This is a genomic window from Erythrobacter sp. R86502, from assembly GCF_042466465.1.
Lineage (GTDB): Bacteria > Pseudomonadota > Alphaproteobacteria > Sphingomonadales > Sphingomonadaceae > Erythrobacter.
Map to the genome: position 1 here is coordinate 507,064 of NZ_JAXHCJ010000001.1, position 21,086 is coordinate 528,149.

The 21,086-nt window shown below is 60.7% G+C and carries 19 protein-coding genes; 14 read left to right on the forward strand and 5 right to left on the reverse strand.

What is annotated here, in order from left to right; translation table 11 throughout:
• Positions 1–52: 52 nt before the first annotated feature.
• Genes SJY33_RS02370 through SJY33_RS02380 form a run of 3 tightly spaced genes read right to left on the reverse strand, consistent with a single transcriptional unit; the run spans position 53 to position 3,004 of the window.
• Entirely contained in the window at positions 53–892 is an 840-nt protein-coding gene (locus tag SJY33_RS02370; protein ID WP_379920930.1) for a mechanosensitive ion channel family protein, read from the reverse strand.
• A 1-nt stretch (position 893) separates the two neighbouring features.
• The gene (locus SJY33_RS02375) at positions 894–2,033 is read right to left on the reverse strand and encodes a hypothetical protein (protein ID WP_379920931.1); all 1,140 of its coding nucleotides are present in this window, start codon (positions 2,031–2,033) and stop codon (positions 894–896) included.
• Between the two features lie 8 nt (positions 2,034–2,041).
• The gene (locus SJY33_RS02380) at positions 2,042–3,004 is read right to left on the reverse strand and encodes a mechanosensitive ion channel family protein (RefSeq protein WP_379920932.1); all 963 of its coding nucleotides are present in this window, start codon (positions 3,002–3,004) and stop codon (positions 2,042–2,044) included.
• A gap of 167 nt (positions 3,005–3,171) precedes the next feature.
• Between SJY33_RS02380 and SJY33_RS02385 the strand changes: the two genes are divergently transcribed.
• The 3 genes from SJY33_RS02385 to SJY33_RS02395 all read left to right on the forward strand — a co-directional run bounded on the left by SJY33_RS02385 (position 3,172) and on the right by SJY33_RS02395 (position 7,813).
• Entirely contained in the window at positions 3,172–4,458 is a 1,287-nt protein-coding gene (locus SJY33_RS02385) for an Hsp70 family protein (RefSeq protein WP_379920933.1), read from the forward strand.
• A 313-nt stretch (positions 4,459–4,771) separates the two neighbouring features.
• Positions 4,772–6,793 (forward strand): site-specific integrase, encoded by a 2,022-nt coding sequence (locus SJY33_RS02390; protein WP_379920934.1) that lies wholly within the window; start codon positions 4,772–4,774, stop codon positions 6,791–6,793.
• A 498-nt stretch (positions 6,794–7,291) separates the two neighbouring features.
• Positions 7,292–7,813 carry a hypothetical protein gene (locus tag SJY33_RS02395; RefSeq protein WP_379920935.1) on the forward strand — a complete coding sequence of 174 codons (522 nt, stop codon included), beginning with the start codon at positions 7,292–7,294 and terminating at the stop codon, positions 7,811–7,813.
• A gap of 225 nt (positions 7,814–8,038) precedes the next feature.
• Here SJY33_RS02395 and SJY33_RS02400 read toward each other — a convergent pair whose 3' ends face one another.
• Positions 8,039–9,283, reverse strand: a complete 1,245-nt coding sequence (locus tag SJY33_RS02400; RefSeq protein WP_379920936.1) for an alginate export family protein — start codon at positions 9,281–9,283, stop codon at positions 8,039–8,041.
• A 40-nt stretch (positions 9,284–9,323) separates the two neighbouring features.
• The gene (locus SJY33_RS02405) at positions 9,324–11,192 is read right to left on the reverse strand and encodes a methyl-accepting chemotaxis protein (protein WP_379920937.1); all 1,869 of its coding nucleotides are present in this window, start codon (positions 11,190–11,192) and stop codon (positions 9,324–9,326) included.
• A 489-nt stretch (positions 11,193–11,681) separates the two neighbouring features.
• Here SJY33_RS02405 and SJY33_RS02410 point away from each other — a divergent pair, with 489 nt between their 5' ends.
• The 11 genes from SJY33_RS02410 to SJY33_RS02460 all read left to right on the forward strand — a co-directional run bounded on the left by SJY33_RS02410 (position 11,682) and on the right by SJY33_RS02460 (position 21,016).
• Positions 11,682–12,233, forward strand: a complete 552-nt coding sequence (locus SJY33_RS02410) for a hypothetical protein (RefSeq protein ID WP_379920938.1) — start codon at positions 11,682–11,684, stop codon at positions 12,231–12,233.
• 8 nt (positions 12,234–12,241) lie between these two features.
• Entirely contained in the window at positions 12,242–12,667 is a 426-nt protein-coding gene (locus SJY33_RS02415) for a hypothetical protein (RefSeq protein ID WP_379920939.1), read from the forward strand.
• A gap of 188 nt (positions 12,668–12,855) precedes the next feature.
• On the forward strand, positions 12,856–13,782 hold the full coding sequence (locus tag SJY33_RS02420) for a hypothetical protein (protein ID WP_379920940.1): 927 nt from the start codon (positions 12,856–12,858) through the stop codon (positions 13,780–13,782).
• Between the two features lie 177 nt (positions 13,783–13,959).
• Positions 13,960–14,400: an RrF2 family transcriptional regulator gene (locus SJY33_RS02425; protein WP_379920941.1), complete on the forward strand. Its 441-nt coding sequence runs from the start codon at positions 13,960–13,962 to the stop codon at positions 14,398–14,400.
• 143 nt (positions 14,401–14,543) lie between these two features.
• Positions 14,544–14,711: a YezD family protein gene (locus tag SJY33_RS02430; protein ID WP_291055151.1), complete on the forward strand. Its 168-nt coding sequence runs from the start codon at positions 14,544–14,546 to the stop codon at positions 14,709–14,711.
• A gap of 87 nt (positions 14,712–14,798) precedes the next feature.
• Positions 14,799–17,240 (forward strand): TonB-dependent receptor, encoded by a 2,442-nt coding sequence (locus tag SJY33_RS02435; protein WP_379920942.1) that lies wholly within the window; start codon positions 14,799–14,801, stop codon positions 17,238–17,240.
• Between the two features lie 32 nt (positions 17,241–17,272).
• Complete coding sequence (locus SJY33_RS02440) at positions 17,273–18,046, forward strand: sulfite exporter TauE/SafE family protein (RefSeq protein ID WP_379920943.1); 774 nt, start codon at positions 17,273–17,275, stop codon at positions 18,044–18,046.
• An 18-nt stretch (positions 18,047–18,064) separates the two neighbouring features.
• Positions 18,065–18,868, forward strand: coding sequence for a lipid II flippase family protein (locus SJY33_RS02445; RefSeq protein WP_379920945.1), 804 nt, complete (start codon positions 18,065–18,067; stop codon positions 18,866–18,868).
• 157 nt (positions 18,869–19,025) lie between these two features.
• On the forward strand, positions 19,026–19,721 hold the full coding sequence (locus SJY33_RS02450; protein ID WP_379920946.1) for a VIT family protein: 696 nt from the start codon (positions 19,026–19,028) through the stop codon (positions 19,719–19,721).
• 164 nt (positions 19,722–19,885) lie between these two features.
• Positions 19,886–20,503: a cytochrome b/b6 domain-containing protein gene (locus tag SJY33_RS02455; RefSeq protein WP_379920947.1), complete on the forward strand. Its 618-nt coding sequence runs from the start codon at positions 19,886–19,888 to the stop codon at positions 20,501–20,503.
• 9 nt (positions 20,504–20,512) lie between these two features.
• Positions 20,513–21,016 (forward strand): helix-turn-helix transcriptional regulator, encoded by a 504-nt coding sequence (locus SJY33_RS02460; protein WP_379920948.1) that lies wholly within the window; start codon positions 20,513–20,515, stop codon positions 21,014–21,016.
• The last annotated feature ends 70 nt before the right edge of the window (positions 21,017–21,086 follow it).

Genomic DNA, 21,086 nt, shown 5'->3' on the forward strand with positions numbered 1-21,086 from the left:
ACAGCCCACTAGGGTATCAGACTGAAAGCCTGACACGGTCGATACGCCGGCGTCAGGCGGTGCGTTCGACGGCGGGCGTGACCGCAGCGGGGAGCCCTCCCATCATAGCCACAGTGCGCTTTCCGCGCGCGGTCATGTCTGAAATAAACAGGAACTGATCGCGCATATCGAAGGGGTAGGCGCGGATCTTGTAATGTGTGCCCCACGGCTCTTCTGACAGGACGACGACGACGGGGCGCGCATAGTCGAGATAGGGGCTAGTCAGCGCAATATCGTACAGCGCGTCACGGATCTTGGCTGCATCATGCCCCGGCGAAAGATAGAAATTCGCGACACACTGAAGTGTTTGAGCGCCATCATTCGAATTGGAGATATTCTCGGTCCAAAGCCGCGAATGCGGCACCACCACGGCATTGTCGTCGGGTGTCTGAATTGTCATGCCGCGCAGCCCCATGCGCCGTATCTCACCATAGTCCTCACCGATTTTGACCCAATCTCCCGAACGATAGGGGCGTTCGAAAATTGCGACTATTCCCGCAATTAGACTGCTGACAAAGTCTTTGAAGGCAAAACCGATGGCAACACTCGCCGCGCCTGCGATTACCAGGAAGTTCTGCAACGTGATGTTGAAGACCAGCGGCAAAATCCACAAGGTTGCTGCCACGATTGCAAGTAGCCGCACGATGGGCACCGCTCCCAGCAGATAGAGCCGGGTTTGGCTGGGCCCGCGCTCGGCAAGGAATGGCAGGATTCTGCGAGAAAGATAAACCACCGCCCAAGCAAGTGCGGCAATCAGGAATATCTGAAAGTAACTGATATCCTGAAAATCACGAAGCAGCTGGGCTGCCTCGGTTTCCGCACGCACCGATCCTGTTGCGCCAGCTTCCATCATATCAGATTGCCCCCAGCGGAAACCCGCTTGACTGCAGCCCGCTGCGAATAGCCAGATACGCTTCGGGACGGATGCTCAGGATGCCTTCGTGTTCCTGTACGAATTGGCTCGTGCGCAATGCAGGGATCATGGCCGCACCGGGTGCTTCGGGCATTATGGCAGTCAGCTCGGCCGTACTCAGGCCGCCGTGAAGACACAGGCCATGAAGCGCAAACAAAAGCTCCCTCGGATAGGTGCCCGGCAGGATCAGTTCTTCAAGCGAGGCCACCCAATAGTCGTCCCTTTGACGCGAGTGATCGCCCTGAGCCCCATGGTTGATTGCATCCGGTTCATCGATCCGCAGCATTTCCTGCCACATGTGCCATGCCGTCGACGGGATACCGCGGCTTCGGCCTGCAAGTGTCTGAAAGAAATGCTGCGCTTCCTTGGACGTCCTGTCCTGCAAAAGCGATATGTCACTATCGACGAGGCGGAAATCGGCGGCGTCGCTGTCATGTGCGCGTTCGGTGAGCCACTTACCCAAAGCTTCTCCGTCGAGCGGTTTGAATGTGAATGGGCCCGGCGCTATCAGATCGATCCGAATGGCTTTTGATAGATACGCCCATGCGAAGCTGTTGCATCCCACAATAACGCGCCGTTTTTGCGCCAATATCGTCATTAATTGACGCACCCTGTCCAGCCCTTCAGCCGAGCGCAAGAACCAGCGTTCCAGCTGCGGAATCACCAGCGTCTTGTGCGTAGGAAGAGCCTCCAGCGGCCCCCAGTTAATCGGGGCCGAACGCGACGATGGGGGATCAATACGATGAAGGTCAGACTGGTTGGCCCAGCGCGTAAAGCTATCATTCTGATCGCAAGGCGCAGTGATGATGGCCAGAATCGTGCCCGGCGAGGCCGGTTTGGCAAGCCATTGCACCGATGCAGCGTCGAGAGCCTCGATCTGAAGGCTGCAAATGGGCGTTATCACATCACGGTCAAGCTGGCGAAGCGAGTCCGTGGTTAACCGCTCGTTTGCGATGATATCGGTGCCCGTTCGGGCGACAAACATGGCTTTCAGCTTGGCGAGGATCGCGTGGAAACGCTCTTGCGTGGGAAGGGCCGGCGGCGCGTATTGTCCTATGGGAACTAGAGTGTCCAAATCCACCAAAGCGCCTATTCCATGGCCCGCGAACGCGCACCGATTGGCCGCGCGCTTGGCGGATTGGCCCCGGCGGGCCAGCCTTCGCGCTGACGGGTCCGATCCCCATCAGTCTCTTCGGTCTGATCGTGCAGCAAAACAACACTCGTGGGGAATGGAAGATCGATCGATGCGGCTGAAAGCTTCTTGGCAACCGCTTCGAGGACGCGGTCTTTGACCTGTACGACACTTGCACGTTTCGGGTCTGTCCACCACCGAACGCGCAGGTTCTGTGAAAACCCGGCAAGATCCCAAAGCAGCACATCTGGGGCGGGGTCAGCCAGCACGCCGTCGACGGCTTTGACAGCTTCCAGTGCGAGTTTGCGTGCTTCCGCCACATCATCGCCGTATCCGATTCCGACATCATATTCGCTGCGCAAAATGCCATATGCCGTGATCACCGTTACAGGTTCGGTATAGATATTGCTGTTGGGTACGATGATCCGTCTGCCATCGTAGGTGCGGATGAACGTTGCACGGGTTTCAATCTTTTCAACCGTTCCAGTGAAGTCGCCACTGCTGATTTCATCCCCGACACGGAAAGGCTGGCGGACCAAAATCAGGATGCCTGCCAGAAGATTCTGGAAGATGTCCTTGAAGGCAAAGCCGATGGCTACACCGCCGATGCCGAGCGCGGAAAACATCTTGGCGGGCGTGATCGTTGGAAAGGCGATGGTGACGGCTATCAGAAGCCCAAGGATCATGATGGCAAAATAGGCAAGTCGGGAAAACGCCACGGCGGCCCCAGCATGATTTTCTGACCGTTCGGCATAACGTTCGACCATCTTTCGGGTCGTCGATGCAATGAACCAGAAGATCAGAAATACCACGATGGCGATCGCAATCAGCGGCAGCAGTTCGGCAAAGCCGGTGATCATTCCGTTGATTGTTTCTATCGCCTCACTGGCAACATTCGGCGACGCAAGCTGGTTGGACACGGTTACAACTCCATCATGGCCACAGCCACAGTTCAGCGCACCAATACGTCGCTTGAGCGCTTTTGTTCCACCAACGGGCCTCACTTGCAACTTGTACGGGGGCGCGTAGGGCCCAGCAACGCACTGCCTTCCATGCTTCACAGCCTAAACGCGAACGGAATTTCAATATGATCGAGGCAATTGGCCTGGATTTTGGCACCACCAATACCGTCGCCGCAATTTCGGATGGCGAGGGAAGTTCCGAGCTGATTGAATTTCAAAGCGCAAACGGAACGGGCCCGACATTCCGTTCCGCCCTGTGTTTCTGGGAGGATGGCGAGGTCGCAGGGGGCATTGCAAGTGAAGCAGGGCCATGGGCTATCGAGGAATATCTTGAAGGCCCTTCGGATTGCCGTTTCGTTCAGTCTTTCAAATCCGTGGTGGCTAGCCCGTTTTTTGAACGAGCGCTCATCTTCAACCGTCCTTATCGGTTTGAGGATATGGGTGCGCTGTTCCTCCGCAAACTCGCATCGCATGCGCGCGGAAAATTGGACCACCGACCTCGACGCCTGATCGTCGGAAGGCCGGTCGAATACGCAGGCGCGCAGCCTGACAGCGACCTCGCCCGTGAACGCTACCGGGCCATGTTCGGTACATTTGGGGTGGAAGTGCACTATGTGTACGAGCCGCTGGGAGCGGCCTTCAGTTACGCCACCCGGCTGACTGAACCTGCGACTGTCTTGGTGGCCGATTTTGGCGGGGGTACGACTGATTTCTCCATCGTCCGGATCGCCGAACCCGGCGCACAGCGCCGCTGCACTCCGCTGGCTTCCTCGGGGATCGGGATCGCCGGTGATCGCTTCGACCAGCGAATTGTTGATCGGTTGGTGCTTCCGATGCTGGGGAAGGGCGGCAAGTATCGTTCCTTTGACAAGCTGCTGGACATTCCGGATGGTTGGTTTTCGGATTTTTCCGACTGGTCGCGTCTCGCGCTAATGCGCAATCGCAAGACGCTTGAAGAACTGCGGCGTCTCCAACGAAACGCGGTCGATCCTGCTGCCATCGATCGTCTGATCGCGCTGATCGAACATGAGCAAGGCTATCCGTTGTACGCCGCGGTGGGACAATTGAAGCGCGCCCTGTCGGACAGCGAAAGCGCGACGTTCCGGTTTGGCGGCGGTGGGCTCGATATTGCGGTGGATGTGCAGCGCGCCGCATTCGAAGACTGGATCGCCCCTGACCTTGTTCGCATTGAACAGGCTCTTGATCACGCGCTTTTGCGCGCCGCAATTCCTGCACAGCACATCGACCGCGTTTTTCTGACCGGTGGTTCTTCGATGATCCCCGCGGTGCGCCGCCTTTTTGAAGGCCGCTTCGGGTCGGACAGAATTGCTTCGGGCGGCGAACTGACGTCTATCGCACACGGGCTCGCCATGATTGGTACAGAGGCTGAGCCAACGCTCTGGGCGGCGTGAGGGCGCTATAGGCTTTAATTGTTTTGCCGTTGAGCCTCGAACCCGGCGCCATCTGATCGACCCACGTTCCCCGATCCGTGATGGCAGGCTTGCGATAATGGCCGACAAAGCAGGATTACACGGGCCACCGTGCGGCCCTTTGGGCACTATAGATAACGTTTTTGGGAAACTGGCTGGGGCGGAAGGATCCCCAGCCAAGAATGATCCAAATATCTGAAATAACGTGTTTCTTGCAACTGCATCCGGCCAAAGCACCACGGCAGGGTGCCACGGCAGGGTGCCACGGCAGGGTGCCACGGCAGGGACCACGGCCATGTGCAGCATCCAGAACGTTACCCGCAAGCAGGGAACCTATTACTTCCGCCAACTCATACGTTTAGGTCCCGATAAGCCTTTTCGGCTACGCTTCTCGCTCAAGACCACCAGCCGGAAACGGGCAGCCCTGCTGTCCCCGGCCATGACCCTGATCTGTGAACGGCTCGCGATGACCATGACCGCCAAGATTGCGACCGACGGACTGACCGCCGCCCAGCGCGCGGAAATCTTCCGCCGCCAGATGCTGGTCGAACGCGACCGGCTCGAGGTCATGCACGCTCAGTTTCATGTCTTGCCGCCTGATGATCACGAGGACATCGAAAAGGCGCTCTCGCTCCGGCTCGGTGCAAGCGAACTGGCAGCGATGGATGGCGCGGCCAAGGGCAAGGTCGAGGATTTCCTCGTTGCGCGTATCGATCCTGATGCCGATGATGAGCCGATTGTGGTCATGGCGTGGTCGGAACTTGCTACCTCGCTCGCGCAGGATGGCGCAGAGGAAGCCGCGATCGCCCGGCTGGCCGAGATCGGCGTGGAACAGTCAGCCTTGCGCGAGGCAATGGCCCGCAAGGTCGTCAATCAGGCGCGCATCGAGGCGATCCGGGAGTTCCGCCAGACGCTTGCCAATCCCGGTGCCGCCTACGCCCCTGTCCCTGTTGCGGGGTATGAGCAGCCGGCGCAGCCTCAGCTGAATGCGTCGGCACCGCAGATGCCGCCAACACAAGCGGCTCCGGTCATCGTCGGGCCTTGGGTGACCATGACGCCGACCGAGTCGGTCGAGAAGTTCTTCGAGCACAACCCGCGCACTGGCGGCAAGGACGGAACAGCGCGCCGTAAGAGCGGCGAGCCTTGGACAAACAAAACCCGTGAGCAGTTCAAGCTGCCGGCACTTCTGCTTGAGCAGGTTATGCACGGCCAGCCGTTGGCGACCGTAGCCCACGACCATCTCGTCCAGCTCAACAACTGCTTCGAGGCGCTGCATGGCCCCTCTTTCCGCAAATCGCCCAAGCACCGGAAAATGACCATCTGGGAAATCGTCCAGGAAACCGCGGAGCGCGTGCGGCGGGGCGAAGAGGCCATTGCGAAGGCCGCCAAGCGTAAAGACGACGGCAAAGCCGCCGAAATGCCTTCCGGTGCGCTGACAAGGGATCAGCTCGGGCTCGGCCTCAGCACAACAAACCGCCATTGGGGCTTCCTGCGCCAGCTCACCACTTGGTTCGAAAAGCACCATCTGCTCAGCCCGCTGGACTACAGCGCATTCATCGAAAACGATGATCGCAACGCCCGCGACCAGCGCGACGCTTACACCGAGGAGCAGGGCCGGATGCTGTTCAGCCTCCCGCCGTGGACAGGGTCCAAATCCTTGGCCCGCCGAATGCATCCAGGTGACCTCCTCGTCCACAGCGCCTGGTATTTTGTGCCCATGATCGGCTGGTATACCGGCATGCGGCGCGAGGAAATCTGCGGTCTCAAGCTGGATGATATCGAGGTGGACGATGGCCATTGGCAGTTCAACGTCAGGCCCACAGAAATCCGGCGCCTCAAGACGATCACCTCGGCCCGCAAACTGCCCTTCGCGAGCGAACTCACGCGCCTAGGTCTGCCTGATTACGTCATAGCGTTGCGCAGCGCAGGCGAAACCATGCTGTTCCCTGAACTTATGCCAGAAAGCGGGAAGGGCACCTTGGGAGATGCCTACTACAATACGATCTGGACAAAGATTGCGCGCGCTTTGCCATTCTTGAAAACGGGCCAGGCTACGCAATCCTTCAGGCACACCGTGATCAACGCAATGAAGGGGGCCGAAGTGATGCCAGAATTAAGGGCCGACTTCGCAGGGCATAAGCTCTCTAGCGAGACCGAAGGGCGCTATTCGAAAGCTCATATGGCATTGCTGCAGAAGGCGGCGACGGCGATCCCAATTGTGACCGGGCACCTCGATCCTTTCCCAGCTGCGCTGCTTCCCGCCCGCTTGCGTGCACCGCGAAAAGCGAGGGCGGCCGGGCAAATAATGTCGACCTAAGGCCAAGAGTGTGCCGGGCCCCGCTTGGGTACAATGTTGGCAGTCGGTGCGCGATTGCCTTCTCGCCAAATCTGCGAGTGAAGCACGTGACCCTCGCGTTTGACGGCGGGAGAGAATGGCGCGATTGAACCGCTCTTCGTTTTGGATCGGTAGACAGGATGCGAGTCCACTTTTCCGACCACCCGCAAAGCCCGGAAAACCGCGGGTTGCAGCACGCCGAAACCGGCGTGTGCACAGGCATGTGACATACGATGAATCCGGCTGCAAGGGCCGAATGCGGGCGGGACTGCGGACTGATCGGCGAACGAGATCAGGGGGTCGTGACCGGCCCGCTAACATAGCTCATTCAGTCGCCAGCCAGCCGCTTCGGCGATCGTTCAAGGGCTGCGTCGGCTATGCCCGGTTCGCGAAAATTTCCTGTCCGTCAGCTATCGACCCCATTGCGGTCGTATTCCCCCTACCGCATGGTGATGGTTACTAGGAGGTTCCATGCGGTTCTTGGCTGCTCTCATCATCCTCATTCAATTGATCGGACCAGCATCGGCGCAGTCAGATATGGCTGGATCTCGCACCGAACAGACAGTAACCAACGCAGAAGAAGCGTTCTCGCAGCTCACCCGGATGGTCGGTGTCTGGCGACCCGCAGACAATCCTCAGAGCCCGCTTCGCATCCAATTCTATCTGACGGCAGGTGACAGCGTATTGGTTGAGAGTTGGCGAGTGCGCGGACAGCCTCACTCTCTCACACTATACCATCGCGATGGCAGAAGCTTGCTCGCAACACATTATTGCCCTCAAGGCAATCAGCCGCGCCTTGAGCTGGCGGGCATAGGCACCGGCGGGCTGCACTTCACCCTTCGCGATGTTACCGACCTTGAGCCAGCCTCTGAATCCCACCAGCACGACCTCTGGTTCGATCTGTCAGATGCCGACCACCCCGTCCGTAGCGAGACTTATGCGAGCAAAGACGGCGTTGGCGCGCAAGAACGGCTGCGGCTTGTTTCGGCCGACGATGTTTAGCTTTCGCTGAGCCGGAGGCAGACTGGCAAATTTCCACCCACATCCGGCCATGAGTGGGGCCGGTGTGCGGTCCAGGAAGCGGCATGGCGGCTATTCCGTTTGGCCGACAAAAAACCTGCCATTCCGAAACCGACCCCAAATCGGTCGTTTGAGGAGCCCAAATCGCACGGTCAGCTTAATCAGTCCATCCGCCATTAGCCGCGCCAAATCGAGAAGCATTTCCGTTCAGTATTTCCATTCGAGTTGCAACATGAAGCGCTGCGTATCGGCAGAAAAGCCGCGCTCGCGATAACCAGCGTAGCGCAGGGTCAGCAGCGTCGCACCCAGCTTGCCACTGGCCATCAGATCAAGCTCGTCCCCATAGATCCGCAATTCCCTATCGCTGGTGAAGTGGTGCAGCACGGCCTTCAGGTTCACATCGCTCAGCGGCCCGACATCGCCCGCCTTGTAGTGGAGCGTGCCGTAGTAATCTCGCACGCCGTCAGGCGGGGTCGGCAAGAAACGTCCGGCCAGGCCAAGGAACTTGACCCCCGAACTGAACGGCGTCTGGAACGAAGCAAACGCGGTGCCATCATCCGCGCCCAGCATCTCGAAACCCGCGCCAAGCCGCCACTCTCCCATCACCGCCGTGCCTTCCAGCGCGGCGTAATCGGCGGCGTAATCGTTGGGATTGCGCCCGGCATCGAACTGGCGTGCGTAGCTGGCAAGATAGGCGAGGCTAACGCCTTCCGTGATTGTCCGGCTGCCGGTCAGCCGCAGCCCGTAGGTCTGGCTCGACAGGCGGAACGACTGCGCCCTCGGATCGTCAAGATCGGCCACATAGGCAAATCCGGCCAGCGTGCCGATCCCGGTCTGGGCGGCGACATTCACGAAGATGTTGTTGCCATCGACCTCTTCCGGGCGGGAGCCGAACCCGTCCCGGCCCCAGAACGGACGGAACGACCACGCATAGCTGACATCGACGGTCAGATCCTTGATCCCGGTCCACTTCACCCGCAGCGCATCGAAATTCTGGGCGTTCTGGCGGATCGGTGCGGTGCCGACAAAGCGGGCGTCATCAAGATCAATCTCTTGCCGCCCTACCGTCGCCGTGACGCTGGGCGCGGAGTAGCGCAGATAGGCCTGATAGATGGCGGCATTTTCGGGATCGGGGATGATCGGGCGATCGGTCAGGCTGTTGAGGCCGTCTGCATAATTGTCGACCAGCGCGAAATTACCTTGCCCTTCCAGCCGGGCGATGAACCGGCCAGCGGCAAGTTCGACGCCGCCGCGCACGCGCACTGTGGTCGCTTCCGAAGGCTCCGGTAGGTTATCCACCTCCAGCGTTTCAAGCTGCAGGCGGATGTCGGCCAGCGGCTTCAAAGTGATGTCTTCGGCAACCGCCGGGGATGCCGGAATGGCGGCTGCGACAATCGAAGCACACGCGATCAGGGTGGCCCGATGCCGGGGCTGAAGGGTTTGCAGGTTCATGGCAAAATCCTTGGTGATGGGGCGCCCCTCAGGGCATCCTTCAGAAATCGGACCAGTCGCTGTCATCCGGGATGGTCGAAGCGGCTGCGGCAGCAGAAGCGACGGTGCGCGCGGGGCGGGGCTGGGTGCGGGGCGGGGGCAGGCGGTGCACTGGCGCAGCGGGCGGCACAACCGGCATCGCCATGCCGCCACCCTGCCCGATATGGAACCGCCCCATTTCCTGCGACAGCAGATCGGCCTCGCCAGCCAGACTGCGCGCAGCGGCGGTCGCCTCTTCCACCATTGCAGCGTTCTGCTGGGTCACCAAGTTCATGTCGGACACGGACGTGTTGACTAGCTGGAGACTGGCTGACTGCTGTTCGGCTGCCTGAGCGAGCGAGCGGACAGCGGCGCTGATTTCGTCGATCCTGCCGAACACCCGGGTCAGCGCCTCGCTGGCTTCGTTGACCAGCTTGACCCCGCCTTCAACCTGCTGCGCCGATCCCGAAATCAGGGCCTTGACGTCTCCCGAGGCTTCCGCCGAACGCTGCGCGAGCGAGCGCACTTCGGAGGCGACCACAGCAAATCCCTTGCCCGCTTCCCCCGCGCGGGCCGCTTCGACCCCGGCGTTGAGCGCCAGCAGGTTGGTCTGGAAGGCGATGCTATCGATCACCGAGATGATCTGCGAAATCTCGCCCGAGGCGGTTTCGATCGCCCGCATCGCCTCGATCACGTTGGCCACCATCTGCGCCGAGTGTTCGGCATCGTTGCGGGTCTGATCAATGGTGTCGCGTGCGGACCCAGCATTGCGCGCCGAATCGCGCACGCCGGCGGTGATCTTGTCCATCGCGGCTGCCGTCTCAGCAAGGCTGGTGGCCTGACGTTCTGTGCGCTGCGCCAGATCATCAGAGGCCTGACTGATCTCGCCCGCGCCTGTGTTGATCGCCCGGCTGGATGTAACCACCTTGGCCATCGCCGCGCCCAGCGCCTCGGTCGCGCGGTTGAAATCTTGGCGGATAGGTTCGTAGGCTTTGGGAAACGGCGTCGTGATCGCGACGGTCAGATCACCTCCAGCAATTTCGCCAAGGCTCTTCCCGATCATCGCCACAACCTCGCGCTGCGCCGCCTCGTCACGTTCGCGGGTGACGATTGCTTCGCGGAAGGCGGCGATGGCGCGGGCGATTATACCGACCTCGTCCTGACGCTGCACGCCGTCGACCGAAAAGCCGGTCTCTCCCTGCCGCAGCCGGTCCAGCAGGCTGCACAATTGCGCCAGCGGTCCAAACGTCCGGTTGAGGACCATGTAGGCAGCAAAGCCCACCAGTGCAGTAACGATCAGGCTGACCGCTGCAATCGTCAGCATCGCTGTGTTGACCGCGGCTAGGAATTCCGCTTTGGGGATGCCGGTGTAAAGCACCCCGATCACCTTCCCGCTGCGATCCTTAATCGGGTCGTAAGCGGTGAAATAGGGCACATCGAGAATATCGGCTTCCCCGCGAAACGGCACGCCGCGCACCAGCACTGCATCGCGCACCGCAGGGTCGGTAAGCTTGGTGCCGACCGCGCGCGATCCATCGGGCTTCATGACGTTGGTGGTGATCCGGGTGTCGAGATGAAACACCGTTGCGGTGCCCCCGACCAGTGTCTTGATGCGGTCGACCGGCTCGTAAAATCCATCAAGGCTGCGATCACCGATATACAGCTTGCCGGCCTGCTCCGAAAAGTCATCCCCGTATTGGCCCAGCACATCCCAGGCGACCCGCATATTTGTTTCCTGACGCTCCTGCGCATCGCTACTGGCTGAGGAACTGAGAACGAATTGCATGACAACCACGGTCGCCAGCGCAAGCAGCACAAGTGACAGGATAACCAAGCCTGTAATCTTGCTTGAGAACCGGAGGTTCTGCAGCCAATCGGCTCTGGGCAGCATTGAGAATTTCCCTGACAGCGCGTTCGAGGCTTCTCAATTATGCAAGAATTGTCGGGAAACGGCTTACAACAACACCCGCGAATTTGCGTAGAGAGTGATGGTCGGGCCACGCCAGTTTGATATCCCCGAATGCAGGGGCAATGTAACCGTGTGCCACCTACCATAAGCGGCAACGCTTAAATTTATGGGATATTATTCAAGAAAGACCCAGGAAATCGGCCAGAAAGCAGCTATTCAGTTTTCCACCCACCAGCAGCCATAAGCGGGGCCGATGCGCGACCCTGAAAGCGGTATGGCAGCTCTGCATCGCTTCTGGAAAAATCCTGCCTTGCTGAAACCGACCCCACATCGGTCATTGGAGTTGGATGGGCGATGGGCTGGTCGTTGATGCCATCCTTGCCCGAACCATTCTGTCATGTGGAGTTCATATCGGACGATCAATAAATCACCTAAGGTCGAAGGGGATGTGCGTCATGATCGGGATTGTCCTTGCGGGTTTTTTTGTCACTTGCGGCGGGCGGCGCCAGCGAGATTTCCTGTGCTGATGTCAGATCAACGCCCGAGTATCATCTGTTGGATGCCTGTGACCCGTATCTCGCAGGAAATACGGCGTATTCGATCACCTACCGGGCAAGCCTGTCACCCGGTCCCGCATCGCAACAGGTCATGATTTACCGCACCGATGACGGGTGGTTCATGAATATATCTGGATATCGTTGGGACCCCGGCAGCCCAGTCATCGTGACAAGGCGGAACGAGATTGCCATCTCGCTTGACGAATTTGAGCAGCTTTCGGATCGCCTGACCGACGCTTCGATCAACAAGCTCGCGTCTCTGCCCTACTACGGAGCCAAGGATGTGATCTGCACCGATGGAGCCAACTATGAGGTTGCCGTGGCAAAGGGTGGCAAAAAGCTAATCGCAGAGCAGCACAGCTGCGCTGGAAAAACAGAGATCAATGAAATTGCCGCCGCATTTCGGGAATTGGCTTTGGCACACGATCCCGAGTTCGAGAATCTTCTTTCAGGTCTGAAAAACTAGGGGTCGATATGAGCAAAATAAAATTAACGGCTGCCATTCTACTTGGACTTGGCATCCAGACTTCTGCTTCGGCGCAACAGCAGCAATTGAACGGACTAACCCCAGAAGAAGCCGCTTCGATTATTGCTTCGCTTGAAAAAAGTCAGGAGGCCCTGCGTGGCGGTGAGTTTCAGCCATTTACACTGCTCGCTGGGTCAGTGGCATCTTACGGGGAGGCCGATATTTCGCCCCGCAAAATCTTTGTGGACCTCCCGTTCAAGGACGCATGGAAAGTCGTTCGTGTCGAAACCAACACAAAAGTCCGCCAGCCTTATCGGCTTTCATATGCGCCTGACGGACTGGGAAAGCGCTACTGGGATATCGAGGCCGTTTTCGGGGCAAACGGTGAACTTGAGATGGTTACATTGACTTACAAGGTGCCGGCACCGTTCTGAATTGGCGCATGGCAGGAAACCACCCACATCCGGCCATGAGTGGGGCCGGTGTGCGGTCCCGGAAGCGGCTTGGCGGCTATTCCGTTTGGCCGACAAAAAACCTGCCATTCCGAAACCGACCCCATCCCGGACATTTCGTGCAGAGTAACCGATTTACGGTTTATCATTAAACGGTTATGATGTGGCTCATGTTATTCGAAGCCGTCACCTTCGCGCTTGCCTTGGCAGCCTTGCCGCCCGCGACGGTTGAACTCACGCAATCTGCTGAGCCGCAAGTGCCGGAGGGCACCACTATCATCGTGACGCCGCCGCCGACCGAAAGCGAGCGACGCGAAGAATTGCGCGATTTCACCAAGCAGATTGTCCGTTCTCCGAAGCTGCGGCAGCCGGTGGCTAAATTTCTCTACCCGGTATGCGTTCAGGTGCTAGGCCTTGCAGCCCTCGAAGCCGAGGCTATCGCCCAGCGCATCCGCGACCATGCCCGAGACTTCGGCATCGGATCAAACGACAAACCTGATTGCACTCCGACAGTCAAAGTTGCTTTCATGGCGCCTGAGGCCGGCCCGCCGGATCGCTGGCTATCTGCTGACTCTCCCGCAATCGCGCACCTCGCCGGATACCAGCAGGAGCAAGTTTTGAGGGAGGTAGGGCCGGTTCGTGCATGGAACCGGGTAGCTGTTCGTGATGTCAACGGAAGAGCGTTCCGCGTGCGCTTCGGAGACCAGGCTCGTTTCCCAGAATATGCGGAAGTCGAGGCTTTCAACTCTTCTGACCCGATCGTCACTACCGAGATTACCGGGGCCGCAGTGCTGATCTCGCGCGAAGCGGCGCATGGTTTAACTCTCGCGCAACTGGCAGATTATGCGACTGTGCGCACTCTCATCGGCACCTCTGCGCCTTCGGCAGAAGACGCGATCGCAGCCCCCACGATTCTCACCTTGTTCACCGACGCTGAACCGCCTGCCGAGATGACATCGTTTGATCGAGCGCTGGTGGCGGAGCTGTATAACGCTTCCCGAAACTCGTCAGCGAGGCGGGTTTATAATGATATCGCTCGAGCGGCAGTCGAGACCGAGCGCGCTGCCAAGGCGCAACCTGATGTGCTGGACCAGTAGGGTGCGGAGGCGGCGATAGCCGCCATTCGCCAATCCACCCACTAAAGGTCCTAGGCGGTACCGTGGCAATGTCCTGAAAGCGGCGTGGCGGCTTTGACCCGTTCCTGCCGTCCAACCTTACTTGAGAATGCAGAGCGGCTTGACCGCTATGCCTACCCGTCCGATAGACAATCCGCGATGCTGTCCCAGAAGACCCGCTACGCCATACGCGCAATGCAGCACCTTGCCGATCGCTATGGCGAGGGGCCAGTGCAGCTCGCCGCCATTGCAGACGAACAGAATATCCCCGCCAAGTTTCTCACCGTGATCCTGTCTGAGCTCACCCGTGCGGGGCTCGTTGAGTCGCTGCGTGGGCGCGACGGAGGTTACTGGCTCGCCATACCGCCGGTGGACATCACCTATGGCGATCTGATCCGGCACATGCGAGGCAGCTTGGCCTTGGTGCCGTGCGCCAGTCGCTTTGCTCATGAGAAGTGCAAGAACTGCCTTGAAGAAGGCGAGTGCCGGACACGCGCCTTGCTGCTGGATGTGCGCGACCGGACTGCGCAAATCCTCGATGAGATCCGCTTGTCCGATCCCATCACACTGGTGCCGGCCTTCACTGAGGACGAGGCCTAGCTGGCCCATGAATTCGCCTTGGCGCACAAACCCCACCTTTCAACGCCAGACAGAAATTCTGCTCACAACGTCTATTGTCAATCAAATCACTTGAGTTTAACTCTCTCGTTGCGGATCGAATCCGTGCAACGAAAGGCCCGCTTATGGACCGTGACGAGAAACAATCTGGCGCAGGCGGTATTTTGCCCGATGCGCTGGCGCTGGTCAGCGAGGCGCTTGGGCGTCTGCGCTACGGCGCAATCCAGCTGACCGTGCATGACGGCAAGGTCATGCAAATCGACGTGACCGAAAGGAAGCGGCTGACCGATTGATCGGCACCGTTCCCCACCCCCACCACACATCACCAGGGACGAGCAGACCGGACCACCGGATGCATGCCCGCTTGCAAAGGCGAGACCATGTATCCGTTTTCCAACCGCAGCGCCATGCTGCTCGGCGCAAGCCTGACCGCGCTGCTTCCCGCCCCCTTGGCCGCGCAGGACGAAGTTGCATCGCCGACTTCCGATACCACCGCCGAACAGGAGCCTGAGACCAATGACATCATCGTCACCGCCCGCCGCCGTTCCGAAAGTGCCCAGGACATTCCGATTGCCGTGTCGGTTCTCGGCGCGAAGCAGTTGGACGAGACGGGAGCGTTCAATGTGAACCGGCTGCAGCAATTGGCGCCAACGCTGCAATTCTATTCCTCGAACCCGCGAAACACCGCGGTCAACATCCGCGGACTGGGCGTGCCGTTCGGCCTGACCAGTGACGGGTTCGAACAGGGCGTCGGCATCTATGTGGACGACGTCTATTATTCGCGCGTTGCCTCGGCCACGTTCGACTTCCTCGATGTTGCGCAGATCGAAGTGCTGCGCGGGCCGCAAGGCACGCTCTATGGCAAGAACACCACGGCGGGCGCGATTAACATCCAGACCAACCAGCCGACCTTCGATTTTGAAGGCCGGGCTGAGGTCAGCATCGGCAATTTCAACTTCCAGCAGGCGCGCCTTGCGGTGTCCGGCCCGCTGTCGGAGAATGTGGCAGCGCGCATCGCCTTTTCAGGCACCAGTCGTAACGGCACGATCCGCAACGACGTGACCGGCGAGAACATCCAGAGCCTCGACAATATCGGCCTGCGCGCGCAGCTCCTGTGGGAGCCCACCGATACGCTGAAGATCAAGCTGGTGGGCGATTACAACAAGCAGGATGCGGTGTGCTGCGGATCGGTGTTCGTCGGCACCGGCGCCACGCAGCGGCCGCTCAACCGCCAGTTCGCCGCGCTCGCCGCGGCGCAGAATTACGCCCCGCCATCGACAAACCCCTTCGATCGGGTCACCGACCTCGATTCCAATCTTAACGCCGGCAACGTCATCGCCGGCGCGGCGCTGAAGATCACCTGGGATGTCGGGCCGGGCACGCTGACGTCGGTCACCGCCTATCGCATCTGGGACTGGAAGCCCGAAAACGACCGCGACTTCACCGGTCTGTCGATCGTTGCGCTGTCGCAAAACCCGTCGCAACAGGACCAGATCACGCAGGAGTTCCGCTACGCCTACACCGGAGACAAGTTCGACTTTGTGCTGGGCGCCTTCGCCTTCGATCAGCGGATCGATACGCAAGGGACCGAAGCGCAAGGTCGCGCCGCCAGCCGCTGGAACATCGCGCCCAATAACCCGCTGTCGCTCGATCCCGGTGTGCTCGACGGGCTGACCGCGCGCAACACGCAGGTGCTCGAAAGCACCAGCGCCGCGCTGTTCGGACAGCTCAGCTGGAAGGTCACCGATGCCTTCACCATCCAGCCCGGCGCCCGGCTCAATTACGACAAGAAGTCGGGCTTCTACCAGCGCCGCGTGTTCGCCGGCACCGGGGTGGAGCTGACCGGAGCGGAAACCGATACACGTTCGCGGGCGCAGCTAGGGGTATTCACCCCGCAGACCAGCGCGCCTTCGGACAGCGACTGGAACCTGACCTACGATCTCACCGCATCCTATGAACTGGCGCCCGATGTGCTGGCCTACGGAACCTATGCCAAGAGCTTCAAGACCATCGGGATCAACCAGAACGGGCTGCCGACCGATGCCGCTGGCGTGCCGATCGCCGAGGCCGGGACGATCCGGCCCGAAAAGGTCGACCACTTCGAGGTGGGCCTCAAATCGCAGTTCTGGGATCGCCGCGCGACCTTGAACCTCGCCGCCTATCGCACCGACATTCGCGACTATCAGGCGACGGTCAACAACGGCCAGTTCGGGGTGCTGCGCGGCTATCTGGCCAATGCGGGCAAGGTGCGCTCGCAAGGGGTCGAGGCGGATTTCGCGATCCGGCCGGGTCAGCGGTTCACCGCCTACACCAACGCCGCCTACACCGATGCCAAGTATGAAAGCTTCACCGATGCGCCGTGCCCGCCGAAATTGTCGGGCGGCACCGTGGCGGCGCCCGGCCAGACCCAGTCGGCACCTGGCACCCCGGGCGGCATCAGCCCGGCTAATTGCGACATCTCCGGCCAGCGTCTGCCGGGCGTGTCGAAATGGGCGTTCTCCTATGGGGCAGAAGGCAATCTGTCCGCCACCGTGCTGGGTCAACAAGGCGAGGTCTATCTGGGCTATGACGGCACCTACCGGTCGGGCTTTTCGTCCAACCCGTCGCCTTCGATCTACACCAATGTCGAAGGCTACGATCTGTCCAATTTCCGGCTGGGTTTCCGAACTGATGGCGGACTCAACCTGTTCGCCTGGGTCAGAAATGCCTTTGACGAAAACTATTTCGAGCAGCTTTTTGTCGGGCCGGGTAACACCGGCCTGATTGCAGGGCTTCCGGGCGATCCGCGCACCTGGGGCGCGACGGCTGCCATTACGCTCTAGTCACCGCCATTGCGTGCAAAGAGGACCGCCTCATGCCTGATCTCGTCCCCTTCCTGATCGATATTGCTCCGTTCATCGCCATCGGCATGGCCGCGCAGATGATCGACGGAGCGCTGGGTATGGCCTTCGGAGTGATCACCCAGACGTTGCTGGTGAGCGCGCTCGGCGTGCCACCGGCGACGGCTTCGGCCAGCGTCCATCTGGTCGAACTGTTCACCACCGGCGCATCGGGGGCGAGCCATATCTGGCACCGCAATGTCGACTGGGGGTTGTTCTGGCGGCTCGTGCCTTTCGGCGTGCTGGGTGGGGTGAGCGGGGCATATTTGTTGTCGACCATCGATGCCTCGGCGGCGCGGCCGTTCGTGATGATCTATCTGACCGGGATCGGCTTTTATCTGCTGTGGCGGGCAATTCGGATGACCAAACCCAGGTTCGAGCACCCGCGCTACACCAGCCCGCTAGCGCTGGCAGGCGGGTTTCTGGATGCGGCCGGTGGTGGCGGCTGGGGTCCGGTGGTCACATCGAACCTGCTGATTCAGGGCGGCGATCCGCGCAAGGTGATCGGCACGGTCAATTCGGCCGAATTCCTGCTGACGCTGTCGATCTCGATCGCGTTTATCGCCACGTTGGGCTTCGCCGCCTTCACCGCGATCACCGTTGGGCTGATTATCGGAGGGGTGATCGCTGCGCCGTTCGGCGCCATGCTGGCGAGCCGGGTCCGCCCGCGGGCCCTGCTGATTGCGGTGTCGCTGGTGCTGATCGTCACCAGTGCTTACAGCATCATCAGCGCGTGGCCGATCATCTAGGCCGGCAGGAGCACCGGCATGGATACCGAACTGATCGCGATCTGCGCTCTGACGGGCGTCATCAACCTGATCGGCGCGCTCGCATACGCCGCGCGGATCGCCGGCGTGCGCACCGGGCGGATCGCATTGAGCTTTGCGCTGTTCAACGTGCTGCTGCTGGTGTCACGCACCTCGAACGGATTTATGGGGCCGTTCCTCGCCAAGCGGATCGAGACGGCTTTAGCGAACGGCGGGGGCGAGGCGCTGCTGCTGGACCTGCGGCTGGTGCTGGCATCGGCGGCGGCATCGGTCGCGCTGGGGATCGTGCTGGTGCCGACCGGGCAGCGGGTGTTTGCCGCGGCGATCGTGTATTTTCAGGCCAACCGTTCGACCGCGCGGCTGTTGCTGCGCTCGGTCTCGCCGGCGGGGCTGCGGACAATCAGGCAATCAGTCGCCTTGCCGTCTGCCGGCACGGTGCGGGCGATCAAGCGCCCGCGCGGGGTCAGCTGGCGGGTGCTGATCGCCAACGCGCTTGCCCAAGGGTTGCTGGCGGTCGGCGTGATCGCGTCGCTTTATGCCGGATACCTGATGCCTGAATTCCGCGTCACTGCCTCTCAGATGACCGCGATCGTCAACGGCTTTGCCACGATCCTGCTGTTCGCGCTGATCGACCCGCAAATCTCGGCGCTGACCGACGATGTGGTCGATGGCAGCGTAAGCGAGGCGACCTTCCGCCGCGCGATGGTGTGGGTGTCGTTGAGCCGGTTGGCAGGAACAGTGCTGGCACAAATCCTGCTGGTGCCTGCGGCCGTTGCCATCGCCTGGGCCGCCGGCTGGATATAGGGCGGCAGACTCAGCTCTGTCATGTTGGCGGCGCGGACCCAAGAACGCGCAGGACCGCAAAACCGAGGGATCATACGCCACCCCTTGTTTTCCGCTATGGTTCGTCCGACAGCAGGACACGCCCCCGCGCAGTTGCGGCGGACGAGGGAAGGCAACCATGAGCTCCACGAGCACGCATCCCGACGACCCGCATTATGTTCAGCGCACCGGGTGGCTGCGGGCAGCCGTGTTGGGGGCCAACGACGGGATTGTTTCGGTCTCGTCGCTGATCCTCGGGGTGGCGGCGGCGACCCCCGAACCACGGGCAATCCTCGTCGCGGGCGTGGCGGCACTGGTCGCAGGCGCTATGTCGATGGCAGCTGGCGAGTATATTTCGGTCTCGTCCCAGCGCGATTCGGAGCAAGCGGACATCAAGCGCGAACAAGAGGCGCTGTCGCTGACGCCGGAGGCTGAGCTTGCCGCAATCTACCAGAGCCGCGGCCTCAGCGCCGAGACTGCGGCTATCGTTGCGCGGGAGCTATCCGCGCATGATCCACTTGCCGCCCATGTGCGGGACGAATTGGGTCTGTCCGATCATCTTGCAGCCCGTCCGTTGCAAGCCGCCCTGGCTTCAGGTGCGACCTTCAGCGTGGCAGCGGCGATCCCCGTCATCGCGGCATTTTTTGCGCCTCCTTCGGCCATCATCCTGTCCGTGCTGATCGTGTCGGTGCTGTCTTTGGCGATCTTGGGTGCTCTCGGAGCAAAGGCCGGCGCGGCGCCGATCGTGCCGGCAGTCCTGCGCGTGCTCGGCTGGGGCATCTTCGCAATGGCCATCACAGCCGCGGTCGGTTGGCTCTTCGGCGTCAGCGTCTGAGGCTCCTGACCTCCGCAATTGGCGCATAAGCTACTGCTTATCTTCCTGATGTAAGCGGTGCGCCAATGGTTGTGCGTGCTGCAGTGCTCCACCTCTTGCCTGCCGGTGCGCTTTCAGCCCCTTCGACAAAGACGGGGCCGGGCGCCTTGATAGGAGGCACTGCCATGAACACCACTGCACCATCGATCCGCCGCCGCTGGGATCCCGTGGTCAAGATCACCCACTGGTCAATTGCGATCGCCGTGCTCGCCAATGCCGTTTTCACCGAGGAAGGCTCAGGCCTTCATATCTGGGTAGGCTATGGCTTAGCCGCGATCCTTGGCCTGCGCTTGCTATGGGGTCTGATTGGACCTGGCGAAGCCCGCTTTAATGCCTTCTGGCCCAGCCCCCGCAAGGCCTTGGCCCACCTGCGAGAAATCCGTACCGGGCGGTCCAGCCAGCACGCTTCTCACAATCCGTTGGGTGCCTTCATGGTCTATGCGATCTGGGGTTGCCTGCTGACGATCATTGCCACCGGCATTGCCATGGCAGGTCCGCCACCGATCAACCTCGCCGACAATGACGCCGGGCAGCGCGGTGCGACCGAGTTGGTGCGCTCTGACCAACACGGCGAGGAACATGACGAGGGCGGCGAGGAAGAAGAAGGCCTGCTGGGCGAAGTGCATGAGACGGCCGCCAACCTGCTCTATCTGCTGATCCTGCTGCATCTGGCAGGCGTGCTGTTCGAAACCCGCCGGAGCGGGCGGCAGGTTCTTGTGGCGATGCTGCCGCTGCAGCGATAGGCAGGTCAGATGCAGACACGTGCCCGCAAACTGGAACGCAAGGCAACCGGGATAACGATCCTGGTGGCCTTGCAGGCCCTGGCCGCCGCGTTCTTCATCGCCGATCTGGCGGCAGATATCATGGCCGAAGGGATTGGCGTACATTTGCTTATCGAGGCGATGGCGGCCTTTGCCCTGCTTGCCGCCGTCGTGCTCGGCGCGTTGCAGGTGCGCGGCCTGATCGCGTCGGCGCGGCGTGATGAAACGGCCATAGCGGCCGCCAAAGGCGCGCTGGCCGAACTCGTGCGCCTGCGCTTCGAGGAATGGGCGCTTACCCCGGCCGAAGCCGATGTGGCGCTGTTTGCCATAAAGGGCTGCGACATCGCCCAGATCGCTGCGCTGCGCGGTTCAGCAACCGGCACAATCCGAGCTCAGTTGGCACGGGTCTACGCTAAAGCCGGGGTGGATGCACAGACCGGCCTCATCGCACTGTTTCTGGAAGAGCTGGTTGATGCGCCGATGAGCAGACCATAATTTGAGATAAGCGCCTTTTCGGTGCCAACCCGCTGATGGATGTTGGAGGGCCACCTGCTCATCCGCTAAA

Coding starts and splice junctions, on each gene's coding strand:
- SJY33_RS02440 (WP_379920943.1), top strand. CDS start 17,273: ATGCCTGATCTCGTCCCCTTCCTGATCGATATTGCTCCGTTCATCGCC.
- SJY33_RS02400 (WP_379920936.1), bottom strand. CDS start 9,283: ATGAACCTGCAAACCCTTCAGCCCCGGCATCGGGCCACCCTGATCGCG.
- SJY33_RS02450 (WP_379920946.1), top strand. CDS start 19,026: ATGAGCTCCACGAGCACGCATCCCGACGACCCGCATTATGTTCAGCGC.
- SJY33_RS02435 (WP_379920942.1), top strand. CDS start 14,799: ATGTATCCGTTTTCCAACCGCAGCGCCATGCTGCTCGGCGCAAGCCTG.
- SJY33_RS02430 (WP_291055151.1), top strand. CDS start 14,544: ATGGACCGTGACGAGAAACAATCTGGCGCAGGCGGTATTTTGCCCGAT.
- SJY33_RS02390 (WP_379920934.1), top strand. CDS start 4,772: ATGTGCAGCATCCAGAACGTTACCCGCAAGCAGGGAACCTATTACTTC.
- SJY33_RS02420 (WP_379920940.1), top strand. CDS start 12,856: ATGTTATTCGAAGCCGTCACCTTCGCGCTTGCCTTGGCAGCCTTGCCG.
- SJY33_RS02460 (WP_379920948.1), top strand. CDS start 20,513: ATGCAGACACGTGCCCGCAAACTGGAACGCAAGGCAACCGGGATAACG.
- SJY33_RS02415 (WP_379920939.1), top strand. CDS start 12,242: ATGAGCAAAATAAAATTAACGGCTGCCATTCTACTTGGACTTGGCATC.
- SJY33_RS02385 (WP_379920933.1), top strand. CDS start 3,172: ATGATCGAGGCAATTGGCCTGGATTTTGGCACCACCAATACCGTCGCC.
- SJY33_RS02425 (WP_379920941.1), top strand. CDS start 13,960: ATGCTGTCCCAGAAGACCCGCTACGCCATACGCGCAATGCAGCACCTT.
- SJY33_RS02445 (WP_379920945.1), top strand. CDS start 18,065: ATGGATACCGAACTGATCGCGATCTGCGCTCTGACGGGCGTCATCAAC.
- SJY33_RS02455 (WP_379920947.1), top strand. CDS start 19,886: ATGAACACCACTGCACCATCGATCCGCCGCCGCTGGGATCCCGTGGTC.
- SJY33_RS02405 (WP_379920937.1), bottom strand. CDS start 11,192: ATGCTGCCCAGAGCCGATTGGCTGCAGAACCTCCGGTTCTCAAGCAAG.
- SJY33_RS02370 (WP_379920930.1), bottom strand. CDS start 892: ATGATGGAAGCTGGCGCAACAGGATCGGTGCGTGCGGAAACCGAGGCA.